At 53.4% G+C, this 14,602-nt stretch carries 12 protein-coding genes; 6 read left to right on the top strand and 6 right to left on the bottom strand.

Annotated elements, in window-relative coordinates:
- The first annotated feature begins 204 nt into the window (after nucleotides 1–204).
- A complete protein-coding gene (locus B4O97_RS02705; protein ID WP_083048066.1) occupies nucleotides 205–2,109 on the top strand; it encodes an AMP-dependent synthetase/ligase in 1,905 nt (634 codons plus the stop codon).
- Here B4O97_RS02705 and B4O97_RS02700 read toward each other — a convergent pair.
- The gene (locus B4O97_RS02700; RefSeq protein ID WP_083048064.1) at nucleotides 2,106–3,149 is read right to left on the bottom strand and encodes a 2-hydroxyacid dehydrogenase; all 1,044 of its coding nucleotides are present in this window, start codon (nucleotides 3,147–3,149) and stop codon (nucleotides 2,106–2,108) included. The two genes, B4O97_RS02705 and B4O97_RS02700, sit on opposite strands and share 4 nt — an antisense overlap.
- 83 nt (nucleotides 3,150–3,232) lie before the next feature.
- Complete coding sequence (locus B4O97_RS02695) at nucleotides 3,233–4,909, bottom strand: formate--tetrahydrofolate ligase (protein ID WP_083048062.1); 1,677 nt, start codon at nucleotides 4,907–4,909, stop codon at nucleotides 3,233–3,235.
- Between the two features lie 149 nt (nucleotides 4,910–5,058).
- On the opposite strand from B4O97_RS02695, the gene B4O97_RS02690 reads away from it, so the two are divergent.
- Nucleotides 5,059–6,066 (top strand): calcium/sodium antiporter, encoded by a 1,008-nt coding sequence (locus tag B4O97_RS02690; RefSeq protein ID WP_198947003.1) that lies wholly within the window; start codon nucleotides 5,059–5,061, stop codon nucleotides 6,064–6,066.
- Between the two features lie 48 nt (nucleotides 6,067–6,114).
- On the opposite strand, the gene B4O97_RS02685 is transcribed toward B4O97_RS02690, so the two are convergent.
- A complete protein-coding gene (locus tag B4O97_RS02685; RefSeq protein WP_143305491.1) occupies nucleotides 6,115–6,459 on the bottom strand; it encodes a hypothetical protein in 345 nt (114 codons plus the stop codon).
- A gap of 96 nt (nucleotides 6,460–6,555) precedes the next feature.
- Between B4O97_RS02685 and B4O97_RS02680 the strand changes: the two genes are divergently transcribed.
- Genes B4O97_RS02680 through B4O97_RS02670 form a run of 3 tightly spaced genes read left to right on the top strand, consistent with a single transcriptional unit; the run spans nucleotide 6,556 to nucleotide 11,605 of the window.
- Nucleotides 6,556–7,215: an HAD family hydrolase gene (locus B4O97_RS02680; protein WP_083048058.1), complete on the top strand. Its 660-nt coding sequence runs from the start codon at nucleotides 6,556–6,558 to the stop codon at nucleotides 7,213–7,215.
- Nucleotides 7,216–7,241: 26 nt separating this feature from the next.
- On the top strand, nucleotides 7,242–10,649 hold the full coding sequence (locus B4O97_RS02675; protein ID WP_083048056.1) for a PAS domain S-box protein: 3,408 nt from the start codon (nucleotides 7,242–7,244) through the stop codon (nucleotides 10,647–10,649).
- Nucleotides 10,646–11,605 carry a diguanylate cyclase gene (locus B4O97_RS02670; protein WP_083048054.1) on the top strand — a complete coding sequence of 320 codons (960 nt, stop codon included), beginning with the start codon at nucleotides 10,646–10,648 and terminating at the stop codon, nucleotides 11,603–11,605. Before B4O97_RS02675 ends, B4O97_RS02670 begins: the two co-directional genes overlap by 4 nt.
- Here B4O97_RS02670 and B4O97_RS02665 read toward each other — a convergent pair.
- Nucleotides 11,602–12,570, bottom strand: coding sequence for a hypothetical protein (locus B4O97_RS02665; protein ID WP_083048052.1), 969 nt, complete (start codon nucleotides 12,568–12,570; stop codon nucleotides 11,602–11,604). The genes B4O97_RS02670 and B4O97_RS02665 overlap by 4 nt on opposite strands.
- 63 nt (nucleotides 12,571–12,633) lie before the next feature.
- Nucleotides 12,634–13,017 (bottom strand): hypothetical protein, encoded by a 384-nt coding sequence (locus B4O97_RS02660; protein WP_083048050.1) that lies wholly within the window; start codon nucleotides 13,015–13,017, stop codon nucleotides 12,634–12,636.
- Between the two features lie 140 nt (nucleotides 13,018–13,157).
- On the opposite strand from B4O97_RS02660, the gene B4O97_RS02655 reads away from it, so the two are divergent.
- Nucleotides 13,158–13,862, top strand: a complete 705-nt coding sequence (locus B4O97_RS02655) for a response regulator (protein WP_083048048.1) — start codon at nucleotides 13,158–13,160, stop codon at nucleotides 13,860–13,862.
- On the opposite strand, the gene B4O97_RS02650 is transcribed toward B4O97_RS02655, so the two are convergent.
- Entirely contained in the window at nucleotides 13,863–14,555 is a 693-nt protein-coding gene (locus B4O97_RS02650) for a Crp/Fnr family transcriptional regulator (protein WP_158084115.1), read from the bottom strand.
- Nucleotides 14,556–14,602 lie beyond the last annotated feature (47 nt).

Genomic DNA, 14,602 nt, shown 5'->3' with positions numbered 1-14,602 from the left:
CGTTCCGCGTGAATTCGAAGCCATAGTAAAAGCCTTTACTATCGCCCTCTTATAAAAGAATAGACGATGAATCAGCTCTAGGCAATATATCCATAAACCTATTTTTCCGTTCAGGAGCCGGGAATAAATATCCCCTTCTATTTTTGTCGGCCACCGGCCGAATATTTGCTTGTGTCCCGGACATTGTCATTGTATATTTAAGCCATGACTGCAACTATACCTCAACTTTTTCGATCTATTGTACGGGATTATCCCGACCATGCCGCCCAGTATTCCAAGAACTCCAGAGGGGCTTTTGTTCCCGTCAGCTTTTCTGAGTTGTATCGGGAGGTATCCGTATTCGCCTCCGGCCTGCACGATCTGGGTGTTCGCCGCAGTGATCATCTGGGTTTGATCGCGGACAACAGAAAAGAGTGGCTTGTGGCTGATCTGGCAAGCATCAGTCTCGGCGCCATGGATGTGCCCCGGGGACGCGATTCCATGCCTCAGGAGATCGCGTTTATTCTGAATTACGCGGAGTGCCGCCTTGTCTTTGTGGAAAACAGGGAAATGGCGGAAAAGGTACTGAGCGTTGTTCACGAACTGCCGTCCATGAAAATCATGGTTGTACTGGATCAGGAGTTCGATCCTTCGGAGCTGGAAAAGATCCCCCGGGGCCTTAAACTCCATACCTATGGAGATGTAATGGAACGGGGGGCCAAAGCAATAAAAAAGGACCCTGAGTTTCTTGAACAGGAAATAGATAAGGGTGATATCGATGATGTGGTAACCATAATATTTACCTCCGGCACCACCGGGGAACCCAAGGGGGTAATGCTGACAAACCGTTCCTACCTGCACCAGGTGAAAGGGGTCAAGAAAATAGTGGACATACAGCCCGGGGATATATGGCTTTCGGTGCTTCCGGTATGGCACTCCTTTGAGCGGGTTATACAGTATGTCGCCATCGGAACGGTAAGCGCTCTTGCCTATTCAAAACCCATTGGAAAGATCATGCTCCAGGATTTTCAGGCTGTCCAGCCCCAGTGGATGGGTTCAGTCCCCAGAATATGGGAGGCTGTAAAAACCGGCATCTATCGAAATGTTGCATCCAAGCCAGTGGTAAGCAGAGTCCTTTTTCACTTCTTTGTCTGGGTCGGCGGCGTCTATGCCACCATGCGGAACATGTTTCTCGGACGGATGCCCCGCTTTGAATACCGCAACAGACTGCTGGACAAGCTTATCAGTCTGGTACCGCTGATCCTGCTTTTCCCCTTTAAACAGCTGGGGAACGTCCTCGTCTTCTCCGCCATCAAGAAGAAACTGGGCGGACGTTTCAGGGCAGGTGTATCGGGGGGCGGATCTCTTCCCGCGGCGGTGGATTCCTTTTTTCAGGCCGCCGGGGTCTGCCTTTTAAACGGTTACGGATTGACGGAGACCGGTCCGGTTGTGGCAGTCCGGAATTATTTTCGCCCTGTGCCTCTGACCCTGGATGTGTTTCCTGAGACGGAAATACGTATCGTGGACGACGAAGGCAGGGATGTTCCGCCGAATACCCGGGGAGTGGTTCTGGCCCGGGGACCCCAGAATATGAAGGGGTATTACAAACGGGAAGACCTTACCCGCCGGATTGTCGATGAAGAGGGATGGTTAAACACAGGGGACCTCGGCGTCTGGACCAGGGATGGGGAGTTCGATATCCGCGGCCGGGCCAAGGACACCATAGTCCTTTTCGGCGGTGAAAACATCGAACCCGGACCTATCGAGGCCAAACTGAGGGAGTCCATATACATTGAGCAGGCTATGGTGGTCGGGCAGGACAGGAAGTTCCTTGGGGTTCTGATTGTTCCCGATGCCAAAGAGGTGGAGCATTACATTAAAGCAAACCACGTGCCCTATATTACCCGCGAAGATATGCTGGAGCTGCCGGATGTATGGGAACTCTTCAACAGCGAAATACAGGAACTTATCAGCGGAAAGAACGGCTTCAAGCATTTTGAGCGTATTTATCGTTTTGCCCTTATCCCCCGAAGTTTTGAAATCGGCAGAGAGCTCTCGGCAAAACAGGAGGTTAAACGCCATGTTATCGCCGAGCTCTACGAGGAGGAAATCGACAAACTCTTCCGCTAGAAGCAGCGTCCTGCGGTTTCCTTGCGGCATTCCGGACGGTCGCAGCGGTAGCAGACTTCGTTTTCCAGAGGACCGCCGTTAAAGTAGGCACGGAAGTTTTCCAAGCTTGTTTCCGCAATGTTCGCCAGGGCTTCCCGGGTAAAGAAGCCCTGGTGAGCTGTGATAAGTACGTTGGGAAAGGTCAGAAGCCGGGCCAGAATATCATCGGAGATAATTTCTCCCGAGAGGTCTTCGAAAAAGTAGTCCCCCTCTTCTTCATATACATCAAGGCCGGCGTAACCGATTTTTCCTCCCTTGAGTCCTTCCACCAGGGCTTTTGTATCTATTAAACCGCCCCGGCTGGTGTTGATAATCATGACCCCGGGTTTCATCGCCTCCAGGGCCTCCTCGTTTATCAGATGATGGGTTTCCCTGGTAAGGGGACAATGGAGGGATAGTATGTCGGACCGGGAGTACAGGGTGCCGGGATCCACATAGGAAAAGCCTTCCCGTCCGGCAAAATCCTGGTCGGGATAGGGATCATAGGCCAGGATATTCATTCCGAAACCCTTGAGTATACTGATCATGACCCTGCCGATTTTACCCGTACCGATTACCCCGGCGGTTTTCCTGTTAAGATCGAAGCCTTCGAGACCTGCCAGGGCAAAGTTGCTCTCTCGTGTCCGTAAGTAGGACTTATGGGTCCTGCGATTGAGGGTAAGAATGAGCGCCATTGCATGCTCCGCAACAGCATAGGGGGAATAGGCCGGGACCCGGAGAACATGCACGCTCTTATAGGCGGCTTTCAGGTCCACGTTGTTGTAGCCGGCGCAGCGCATCGCCACGACACCGATATTTTCCCGCTTCAGAATTTCAATAACTTTGTCATCGATGGTATCGTTGACAAAGGCACATACCCCGTCAAAGCCCTTCACCAGGTCCGCGGTTTTCCGGGACAGGCGGGTCTCGAAGAAGCTGATTTCAAATTCCCTGCCGTCAAGCTGTGCCTCGAAGTAGCGGCGGTCATAGGGTTTTGTGTCAAAGAAAGCAATTTTCTTCATACTGCCTCCCGGGCTGGATTTTGTCTTATATGATAAAATTACTCACATAATCCCGGAAGAGCAGTAATATATGATACGATTGTTCAGAAAAGACCGCTGATGTTGCCCTCTGCGTCGATATCAATATTTTCCGCCGCCGGTACACGGGGCAGCCCCGGCATTCGGAGAATGTCTCCTGTAAGGGGAACCAGGAATCCGGCCCCTGCGGAGATCAGAATACGTCTCACGGTAACCAGGAAATCCTTGGGTCGTCCAAGGAGTCTGGGATTGTCCGAGAGGGAACTCTGGGTCTTTGCTATGCACACCGGAAGCTCTCCGTAGCCGAGCTTCTGAATTCGCCGCAGGTCCTTTTTTGCCTCCGTGGTATAGTCAACCGCCTCGGCACCGTATATCTCGTGGGCGACTATGGCGATCTTTTCTTCCACCGGGAGCTTCCAGTCATACAGACGGGCTGCCTTGCCCTTTTCTCCGGTTTCGCAGACCCTGCTGACCTCCTCTGCCAGTGCGACCGCACCTTTACCGCCGTCGGCCCAGCCCGTTGAGACCGCGTAGGCAGCATTTTTTGATTCGCAGATTTTCCTGACCGCCTCGATTTCCTCATCCGTATCGCCTGGAAAGCGGTTGATGGCAACAATCGCGGGAACCCGGAATTTGGCGATGTTCTCCAGGTGCTTCTCCAGATTCTCTCCCCCTTTCGCCACAGCCGCCGGGTCCGGCCTGTCAAGTTCACTCTTCGGGACTTCTCCGTGCATCTTAAGGGCCCGAACGGTGGCCACGAGTACAACGGCATCCGGGGAAAATCCTCCGGAGGGAGCCACGATATCGAAGAATTTCTCAGCTCCCAGGTCGAAGCCGAAGCCGGCCTCCGTGACGGTGTAGTCGGAGCAGCGCAGAGCCAGGTTTGTGGCCATTACCGAATTGGCTCCCTGGGCTATGTTGGCAAAGGGGCCGCCGTGAATCAGGGCCGGAACGCCTTCCCCGGTCTGCACCAGGTTCGGCAGCAGGGCCTCCCGTAAAAGAGCGGCTGCAGCACCCTGGACCTTCAGATCCGCCACCCGGACAGGATCACCATCCTCGGTAAAGGCCAGCAGAATACGGGCGATTCTGTTCTTGAGGTCTTCATAGCCCGTGGAGAGGCACAGGATCGCCATTATCTCGGAGGCAGCGGTTATATCGAATCCGCACTCCCGGGGTACACCGTGGCTGCTGCCCCCCAGGCCGATGACCATGCTGCGCAGGGCGCGGTCGTTCATGTCCATTACCCGGGGCCACAGGACGTTCCTCGGTGAGACGCGAAGTCCCTGGCGGTAATGCAGGCGGTTATCCAGGGCAGCGGCAATAAGATTATGGGCGCTGGTTACAGCGTGGAGGTCTCCGGTAAAATGAAGGTTGATGTCCTCCATGGGAAGAACCTGGGAGTGGCCTCCCCCGGTTGCGCCTCCTTTTATTCCAAAAACCGGACCCAGGGACGGTTCCCTGAGGGCTACAATGGGGTTTTTCCCTGTTCTGGCCAGACCCTGAGCAAGGGCTATGCTTGTAGTCGTTTTTCCTTCCCCCGCCGGGGTGGGGGTTATGGCACTGACAAGAATCAGTTTTCCCCGCTGGGGTTTTTCCAGGAGTCTCGAAAGGGCCGGCTGTCTGATTTTTGCAATGTAGGGTCCGTAATTCCGTAAATCTTCTTTTCCGATTCCAATGCCCGCCGCAATCTCTTCGATGGGCCTGAGGGTGTAACTCCGGGCTATTTCGATATCATTTGCCATAATCCCATTATGCCGGATAAAGTCCGGGAAGGCCAGAAAATTATTTTAAAGCCCCCTGCAGCTGGCAGCGAGTATTCTTCACTTGCAACGGAAACGGCACAACGGTTACACTCAATCCTGATTTTTCCATCGAAAATGAGAGGCGTTTCATGCATTTACCCGCTGAAAACATGGTGCTTAACTTTCTCGTATTGTCTGCCAGTTTTTATGTCCTCGCGAAGAGTGCGGATTTCCTGGTGGATGGAGCCGTCGGTGTCGCGGTGAAGGCCCGGATCGACAAGGTGATAATCGGTATTGTTCTGGTCGGCTTCGCTACAACCGCACCGGAGTTCACGGTTTCTCTTATGTCGGCGATACGGGGTTTTCCGGAGATCGCCCTGGGCAACGCCATCGGTTCGGTAATAGTCGATGACGGTGTGGCACTGGCCCTGGCAATACTTGTCGCTCCGAAGGCCATCACTATAAATCCGGGAGTCCTCAAGCGGGTGGGTCTTTTCCTTGTTGTTATAGACCTCTTTGCCTTCGGACTGGCGGTCAACGGCATAATCAGTCGCCTTGAGGGATTCATGCTTCTCGCAATCCTGGCGGGATATCTGATCGTCATGGTTCACAGCAGCAAAAAGAATGCGGGTCTTGCTCCGCCTCCGGAAGAGGAAATTGAAGAACACATAAAACCCGGTTCCCTGGGTAAACAGCTGCTCCTCTTTTTTATCGGCGTTGCAGGGGTCATTATCGCCAGTGAGTTTCTCGTCAGTTCATCCCTGAATATCGCCCGGTTTTTCCAGGTCCCGGAGGTCATAATCGGTTTGACGATTATCGCCATCGGTACATCCCTGCCGGAGATCGCCACCTGCATTACCGCCGCCCGCAAGGGGCACGGCGATCTTGCCTTCGGAGATATTATCGGGGCGGATATTCTGAACATTCTCTGGATTGTCGGTGCCGCGGCGGCGGCGAACACCATACAGGTGGGGACAAATGTAATCTACTTTGCCTTTCCATCCATGATCATTATGGTCGTTACCATGCTTCTGCTTGCCCGTCACCGGCATACCCTCCACCGATGGAAGGGATTCGTGCTGATATTCCTGTATATCGTCTATATTGTGAGCATGCTGCGCTTTTTCTATATTCCCGGAGGTGAAATGCCTGTTTGAGCTGCTTCAGGGCACCTCCCCAAAATACCACGTTTTTGGAGCATCCCTTTACTGATTTTTCAGATTATCCAGGAACATCATGGCGGAGACGAAATTTGATTCGTGAATAAGATTGCCGCCGGAGTAGTAGCGGATGTACGGGACTTCCCAGTTATTCCAGACCTGTTCCTTGAAAGTGCGGAATTCGGGAAGATTCGACATTTTATCGTATTCTGCTTCGAAGGTGTGAATATTGAGACCTTCAGTAGTGTCGGTGGATTTTTCCAGCTGTTTCAGCCAGCTGCGCATGAACACCCACTGGGGACACCAGCTCTGGGTCATAATACAGGCCACCAGAGGAGCGGCCTCCAGGACTTCCCGGGGAAACTCGCCGTTGGCTATTGCGAAATCCAAATGTTCCGTTGTAATTTTATTGCGTACAAGCATGCTGTAATAATGTACCAGTAAACGTCGGGAAACGCAAGAAATCAGTATCCCAGGGGAGTTGTTATGTATCGTTGTCTTCTTGTCGACCATGATGATACCTGCGTCGACAGTACCCGGCACATCCATTATCCGGCCCATTGCGAGATCATTCGGCAGATGCGGCCCGGACTGGAGCCGGAATCCCTGGATGTATGGTTCGAAAAGAATTTCCATCCCGGCGTGTTTCACTACTACACGGGGGAACTGAACTTCAGCCCCGAAGAGATGAAGGAAGAGTTCTCCATCTGGCGGAGCTATACCACAACCCGTATCCCCGGTTTCTTTCCCGGCATTGTCGATACTCTTAAAAGTTTTCGCGACGCCGGAGGTCTGGTGGTCGTGGTGTCCCATTCGGAGGAGGAGCATATTCTCCGGGACTACTCCCACGGAGCGGAAGGCTTTGTCCCGGATCTGGTCTTCGGCTGGAACGATGATCCTGAGCGACGCAAACCCCATCCCTGGCCCGCCCGGGAGGCTCTGAAGCGTTTGGGTATAGCTCCAGGGGAGGCAGCGGTGCTCGATGACCTTTCCCCCGGAATAGAGATGGCCAGCCAGCTGGGTATAGATACCCTGGGGGCCGGCTGGGGTCATCAGGTTTCATCCATCAGAAAAGAGATGCAGAGGCGCTGTCGGAAATACTTTACCCGGGTGGAGGATTTCCGGAGTTTTCTGCTGGAAAAATGATTCAAATATATCTAAAATGGTAAGGTATGAAGGGTAAAAAACTGCTTCAGGTCCTGGGTACAGCTGCTGCGTACTACCTGTTTATGGTAATTGGCCGGTTTTTCGAGCTCGGCGATGCCATGGTTTCGACCTATTGGCCCGCTGCAGGAGTCGCCCTGGCTGCCGGATATCTGTTCGGGACCTATGGTTACCTGGGAATTACCCTGGGGGTATTTCTGCCTTTTTTAATCAATACCGCAGGGTCTCGCAGTGTTCCATCAATATCCTTTTTCCTGGTTTCAGTAATTATGTCCATCGGTTACTCTGCAGCCAGCTGGGTTTTCGGGTTTCTGTTGCGGCCGTCTTTGGGCGATGGAAGCACTCTCAGAAGAAGCAGGGATATTCTCCCATTAATAACAGCATCTGCAGTTGCTGCCCTGGTTGCCGCGTCAGCCGGGGAAATGGTTTTATATTACATAATTGGAAACAGAGCCAATCCCGGCGGATATTTCATTCTCTGGTTTATCAGTATTTTTGGTGCGGCCCTTGTTATGACCCCGTGGCTGCTTTCTTTTTTTGATCCCCGGTCTGCGGGAAAGCTTGATTCCGTCACCCAGCGGATTATCTTTCTTCTTTTTCTTGTATCCGTTCTGACTTTCGGTGTCTTACACCGTTATTTTCTTGATCCCTTTCTTCTTTATATGCCCATATTTCTGGTTCTCCTCGGCCCCCTGTTTTTCAGTATGCGTCAGCAGGGAATGCTGCTGAACAGTGCTGTCCTGGTCGTTTTACTGGGCTCGCTGAACGAAGGAGGCATTTTCAACAGGGGCGGTATTGTCAGAACTCTGGTCCCGATTGTATTGTTCCTGTCTTCCGTCGCAGTTGTTGTGTACGGCTTTGTTATGGCCCTCAATTATATGCGGGAACGGCGCCTGACCCGGGTTCTGAGGGGACGGTATCGTTCCGTCTTTATTTTGACGGTTCTTGGAATAATCTTCACTGCAGTGGCATTCGAGGTTCTTTCCGCAACTGCGAACAGCTGGTATCAGGGGCCTGCCGGGTGGATTCTTATCGGGGCCGGTCTATATTTACCGGAGATAGTACTTTCCTTTGGAATAATCTTTATCCTCCTGGCATTTTCTTACCTACTCAACAGCATCAACCGCGAGGCGGAGGTGGAATCTCTGGTCGATTCCCGGACACGGGAGCTGCAGCAGTCCCGGCAGATGCTCTCCCTTATTTTGGACAATATACCCATGAGCGTTTTCTGGAAAGACTCCTCCGGGGTCTATCTCGGCTGCAACAAACGCTTTGCCGAGGATACCGGGTATGAGTCGCCGCAGGATATTATCGGAAAGACTGACGATCAGCTTTCTCCCGCGGAGGTAGCCCAGTTCTTCTACCGGGATGACGAGAAGATCCTTCGTTCCCGTACCCCCAAGATGAATATCCAGGAACCGATGCCCAGGTCGGGGGGACTTGTCCATTATGTACGTTCCAGCAAAATCCCGATTATCGACGCTTCGGGAAAGGCTGTCGCGGTCCTGGGTCTCTACGAGGACATTACCGAAGAGCGGGAGCGGAATATCCGGCTCGAGAACAGTGAACGAAAATACCGGGCCCTTTTTCAGAACTCCAACGACGCCATTGTAATTCACGACGCCTCCGGAGACATCCTGGAGGTTAACGAGAGCGCAGCGGCTCTCTTTGCGTATCAGAAGGAGGAACTGGAGAGTCTCAATGTCCTGGCTCTCTATCGCAGGAAGAGCAGCATCGACCAGATGATCCGCAAGCTGCAGCAGGGGGTTCAGCTGCGAAAGGAGCAGGTACTGTTCAACAAGCAGGGCGAGGAGATCGACACTGAGATATCCGCCTCCCTGCTGGATCCCCGGGCAGGGATTGTGCAGATCATTATCAGGGATATCTCCCAGCGAAAGCTCGCCGAGGCTCGTCTGAAGGATGCAAAGCACCAGGCCGAGGAGGCGAACCAGGCAAAAAGCCATTTTATCGCCAACATGAGTCACGAAATCAGAACCCCCATGAACGCTATCCTCGGCTTTACCGAGGTCCTTCTCAGGGAGATCGGCGATCCGGACCATCGTTCCTATCTGTCCATTATTCAAAAGAGCGGTGCCGCGTTGCTGGGCCTGATCAATGACATCCTCGATCTTTCGAAGATCGATGCCGGAAAACTGGAGCTCAATCCCGGCCCGGTGAGTATCCATGAACTGGGGCGGGAGGTTATGGATATCTTCTCCGTCAGCAGCGAAAAGAAGGGGCTCGACATCAGTTTCAGCATTGAAGATGATTTTCCCCCCAGGCTTATCCTGGACGGAATCCGTCTCCGTCAAATCCTGTTTAATCTTGTCGGTAATTCCGTAAAGTTCACCGAAAAAGGCAGGGTGGAACTGGATGCCCGCCTCCTGAAGAGCGGGAAGAAAACTGCGGACATCGTGTTCGCCGTCAGGGATACGGGCACCGGAATTCCGGCGGAGGAGCAGGAGGCCATCTTCCAGGCCTTTCATCAGGTCCGAAGTCAGGATACCAACAAGTACGGAGGAACCGGACTGGGGCTCACGATCTCCCAGCGTCTTGCACGGATAATGGGGGGGGGGATCTCTCTTAAGAGTGAAACAGGTTCGGGGAGCGAGTTCTCTCTTGTACTCCGGAAAGTTCCGGTTTACGGAAAAGCCGCGGATGGGGACGATCAGTACCGGGAAGAGCATCGGGATATGTACTTCAGGGATGCCACGATCCTGGCGGTTGACGATGTGGAGGATAATCTGCTGCTGCTGAAAAAGTACCTGGATGCGGCCAGGAACCTTCGGCTCATCAGTGCCACCGACAGCAGTACTGCAGTCGATCTTGCCAGAGAAGAGAGACCGGATTTGCTTATCGTCTCTCTGGGGCTGACGGGAAAAAGCGGTATGAAAATCGCGGAGGATCTAAAGGAGGTGCTGGGAGACGAGGTGCCCATTATCGGACTCACCGCATCCATTATTCCCGAAACCCGGGCCCGTGCCGTGGAAGCCGGCATACGGGAGGTCCTGGTTAAACCCCTGCGGCACAGGGTGTTTATGGACCTGCTGAAACGCTATCTGCCTCTGGATCTGCAGCAGAGCCCTGTTGTAGACGATAAAGGGGCAGGATCCTATAAAAAAGAAGCTCTTTCCGCAGAATTGCACGCTGAGCCTGGAGTTTACGCGGAATTTCGTGAACTATTCCTTGAGGAGTGGCGAAATCTGACCGATTCATATTATACTGAAGATCTGGAGGATTTCGCGATGCGAGTTGCCGCAACTGCGGGAGAACGCGGTGCCGAGGATCTTCGCCGCTGGGGTATAGGGCTGCATCTGGCAGCTTCCGCGGTTGATATCGAGGGGATAGAGAAGGCAATGGCGGATTTTCCGCGTATTCTGGACGTCGACAATAACGAATCAGAGGAATCACTGTGATTGAAACCCTCACGCCCATTCAGGAACAGGAAGAGATGGCCATCATGATTGTGGATGATGTCCCGGCTAATATCCAGTTCCTGGGCAAGCTCCTCAAGGAAGAAGGTTTCAAGATTGCCCCCGCCTCCAATGGAAAAAAGGCTCTGGAGATGATTCCCAGGGTCAAGCCGGATCTTGTCCTGATGGATGTCATGATGCCGGAAATGGACGGATTTGAAGCCTGCAGGCTTATGAAGGAATCCGTTGAAATGAAGGACATCCCGGTTATATTCCTCTCCGCCCGGACAGAAACCGAAGATGTTATCAAGGGTTTCAAGCTGGGAGCTGCTGACTACATCCAGAAACCCTTCAACGCGGAAGAGCTCCTGGTGCGGGTGCGTAACCATATTGAACTGGTTCGTAACCGGCGTTTGATAATCCATTATATGGATGAACTCGGCAAGCAGAATGCCCTGCTGCAGCAGCTTGCCATAACCGACGGGCTGACTGGCCTGTATAACCATTCCCACTGCATGGATCGGCTCCAGCACGAAGCGGCCAATGCCAGGCGTTACGATAATCCCCTTACCGTGGCCATGCTGGACCTTGACTATTTTAAAGAGCTGAATGACACCCATGGCCATCCCTTTGGAGACACGGTTCTGGTGGATGTGGCGGAGATTATTCGTTCCGGTATCCGCGAAGGGGATGTACCGGGCCGCTACGGCGGGGAGGAGTTTATTCTTATTCTCCCCAATACGTCCCTCGAGGGCGGGCTCGTGATTGCCGAGCGTATCCGTTCAAAGATTGAGTCCCATACCTGGGGTAAGCAGGGTGTAAAAGTTACCATCAGCGGCGGGTTGAACTCTCTGCAGAACGGGGAGAGCACCTCACAGCTGGTGCAGGTTGCAGACGATAACCTCTACCGTGCCAAAGAGGCGGGGCGCAACAGGATCATGCCTGAACAGAAGGCTTAAAAACGCAGTCCCGCGCTGATTCCCATGCGGGGATCGATGAGCTCCATATCATGCACCAGACCGTCGTATTCCGTTCCTTCGGGTTTGTCCGCATCGTCGTACCAGTACTGCCGCTGTACCCCGGGAGAGAAGAACCACCTGTAGGAGCCGTAGATCCTCAGATAGGGAGTAACGGTCCGTCCCGTCCCGGGCCTGCGGAACTCAATATTCCCGCGGAGCACGAAGCCGTAGCCGAATCCCCGGCCTGTGGAGAGCTTGCTCCTGAGAAGATGATCGTCCCGGTCGAAGGCCATTCCCAGGGACGGGGCTGCGGAGATCGCGACGCGGGAGTGTCTGCCGAGATCCGTCTCTCCGTGGAGCCCTGCATCGATTATGTGGTAAATAATGCTGTAGTCGATGGCATCTTTGTCGGTGTAGGGGATTATCTCTTTCCTGTCTATGCTGCCGTTTTCATCGTCATCATGCAGACGAAATCCCTGATAATCGGTAATCAGCTGATGTATCCACAGAAAACGGTAGCCGGCCCCGAAAAAGAGCCGGAAAAACCGGTAATCCCCGATTTCCCAGATCCCCTCAAGAGCCAGGTCCAGGGAGCGGTAATCCAGATTGGACTCGGTGAAGATGAATTCAGGTTCAGCAGGATCGAGTAAATCAAGCCAGTCCTCATCGGTCATTCTGTCTCCCGGAGCTGCGACGTTGGTAAGGAGTTTTACTGCATACCGCCGTGATCCGGATGTATTCTCATGCTCCGCCTCCAGTCCAAGGTAGAGGGTATCCAGGGGAAAAACCAGGAGGCTCCGCACCGACTCGGTCCCGTCGTCCACCCGGAGCTCATAGGAGCTTTCGCCGAAACCGTATTCTCCGATCAGCCCGACTTTCCACGACGGTTCATCAGCCCGGAGTTTCAAGGGCAGAAGAAACAGCGGTAGAAAAAGCGGGAAAAGCAGAATGATCGGGTTTTTCATTCTCAAGGGCAGTATGAGCCATTCATGGGTTTTTAAAAAGAGGCTTTTCCGGGATATACCCTGTCAATCGTCAAAGTAGAGTTCATTGATCTCGTCCCAGGCTTCGGGATCGTCGTCCCTGAGACGGGAGACCAGCTCGAACTGCTCAACGAGGTAGGTAATCCTGATCAGTTTAGCCTGCTTGAGCCATCCTTCGGGGTCCTGGCTGTCAAAGGGAGGCTCGAACATCCAGGAAGAACGCATCGCATCCACATCCATGGATTCCAGGCTGTCTATGGTTTTCAGCACATCATCCTTTGTCATTCGTTTCAGGTCGAGGTCCATTGTTCCGGTATAAAATGAGGCATGCAGCATTTCCAGCTGCTTTGCGGCTATATCTATGGCATTCCGGTCATGAGCGGGGAGCGCCTCTATACGTTTTCTGTAATTCTGAGCGGTTTCTGTCATGGAGTCCTCTCTTAACAATAGTCTTTACTATCTTCAGTGTACGCCCCGTTGAGGCAGAAATCAATCCCCGGCAGGGTTTTTGGCAGCTTTTCCCGGCCCCGGAACTGTGGTACCATCCCTGAAGGGCCAGGGGGGAATGGATGGAAAAAGCTAAAATCCTTGTTGTCGAGGATGAACAGCCGATTTTCGAACTTATCCGGTTTAATCTGGAAAAGGAAGGATTCCAGGTTCATGGTGTTTTTCGGGGAAACGAGGTAATCAAAGAGGTCGCACGATGGATACCCGACCTGCTGATCCTGGATCTTATGCTTCCCGGAGCCAACGGTATCGATATTTGCAGGCACCTGCGTATGCAGGAGGCCACACGGGACCTGCCTGTTCTGATGGTCACGGCCAGGAATGAGGATTCCGATGTCGTTCTGGGCCTGGAAATCGGCGCCGACGACTACCTGACAAAACCCTTCAGTCCCAGGGTGCTGGTGGCCCGGGTGCGGACCCTCCTGCGCAGGCGCACAGGCAGTGATACCGGGACTGCAGCAGGCGGGAAAGTTACAATCCATGATATAAGCATCGATCCCCGGCGCCATCTTGTGGAACGGGGCGGAGAAGTTGTTGACCTGAGCCTGACGGAATACCAGATTCTGCTCTTTCTGGCGGGAAATCCCGGCTGGGTATACTCCCGGAACCAGATAATATCGAATATAAAGGGTGATGATTATCCGGTGACCGAGCGTTCCGTGGATGTTCAGATCCTGAATATCCGGAAAAAGCTGAAGGAGTCCGGGGCCTTTATCGAGACCGTCAGGGGGATCGGATACCGTATGAGGGAAGAGAAATCCGACTGATCACTCCTCCAGCAGCTCCTTCAGGTCTCTAGGGGAGACGATACTGTAATCCCGTCCGTCCCGGCTAAGGATGTTCTGGTCCACCATCTGTGACAGACAGCGTGAAAGGGCCGGCCTTGTGACTCCGAATACGTCCGCCAGGCTCTCCAGGCTGTAGGGCAGCTGCAGATGGTCCGATCCCTGCCGGTTGGAGAGGTCGAGGAAGTAACCTGCTATCTTCTGCCGTATGGTCGTAAAACGCAGCAGCCGTATCTTTTCCGCGAGAAAACTGATCTTGTCCCCCGCATCCTTCAGGTAGTTACGCAGAAAGCGCTCATCCCGACGGCAGATATCCAGCACCCCCTGGCGGGAGACTGTTACGACCTCGGCGTCTGTTTCCGCCCGGAGCTGCACCGGCAGGACCGCCTCGCTGGAGAACAGGACCGCCGTGGCAACGGGGGTCGGTCCCACGAGGTTCTCCATTTTCAGACTGGTTCCTTTCTCATCGATAATTTCCGCAATAAGGGTGCCCCGGGTAAGAAGAAGGAGCCGCTCGTAGCTGTCGCCGCGGAAGGCAACCAGGGCGTCCTTGTGATAGGCGGTAAAAATACAGCGGGCATCCAGGCAGAGACTGCGGATCTCCTTTACGCTGAAGCCGGTAAACAGGGATGACGCCGCCAGGTCCTGATATGCTCTTTCGGGAATTTCAGCCATACGGTAACATATATTACAGAAACTCTCCTGCATCAAGCGCATACTGG

This window comes from Marispirochaeta aestuarii (assembly GCF_002087085.1).
Taxonomy (GTDB): domain Bacteria; phylum Spirochaetota; class Spirochaetia; order JC444; family Marispirochaetaceae; genus Marispirochaeta; species Marispirochaeta aestuarii.
This window is presented reverse-complemented; position numbering and strand designations above follow the sequence as displayed.

What these genes read in the sequence shown, in the direction of transcription:
- B4O97_RS02650 (WP_158084115.1), bottom strand. Translation starts at nt 14,555, where the DNA reads ATGGCTGAAATTCCCGAAAGAGCATATCAGGACCTGGCGGCGTCATCC.
- B4O97_RS02655 (WP_083048048.1), top strand. Translation starts at nt 13,158, where the DNA reads ATGGAAAAAGCTAAAATCCTTGTTGTCGAGGATGAACAGCCGATTTTC.
- B4O97_RS02660 (WP_083048050.1), bottom strand. Translation starts at nt 13,017, where the DNA reads ATGACAGAAACCGCTCAGAATTACAGAAAACGTATAGAGGCGCTCCCC.
- B4O97_RS02695 (WP_083048062.1), bottom strand. Translation starts at nt 4,909, where the DNA reads ATGGCAAATGATATCGAAATAGCCCGGAGTTACACCCTCAGGCCCATC.
- B4O97_RS02705 (WP_083048066.1), top strand. Translation starts at nt 205, where the DNA reads ATGACTGCAACTATACCTCAACTTTTTCGATCTATTGTACGGGATTAT.
- B4O97_RS02675 (WP_083048056.1), top strand. Translation starts at nt 7,242, where the DNA reads ATGAAGGGTAAAAAACTGCTTCAGGTCCTGGGTACAGCTGCTGCGTAC.
- B4O97_RS02680 (WP_083048058.1), top strand. Translation starts at nt 6,556, where the DNA reads ATGTATCGTTGTCTTCTTGTCGACCATGATGATACCTGCGTCGACAGT.
- B4O97_RS02665 (WP_083048052.1), bottom strand. Translation starts at nt 12,570, where the DNA reads ATGAAAAACCCGATCATTCTGCTTTTCCCGCTTTTTCTACCGCTGTTT.
- B4O97_RS02690 (WP_198947003.1), top strand. Translation starts at nt 5,059, where the DNA reads ATGCATTTACCCGCTGAAAACATGGTGCTTAACTTTCTCGTATTGTCT.
- B4O97_RS02700 (WP_083048064.1), bottom strand. Translation starts at nt 3,149, where the DNA reads ATGAAGAAAATTGCTTTCTTTGACACAAAACCCTATGACCGCCGCTAC.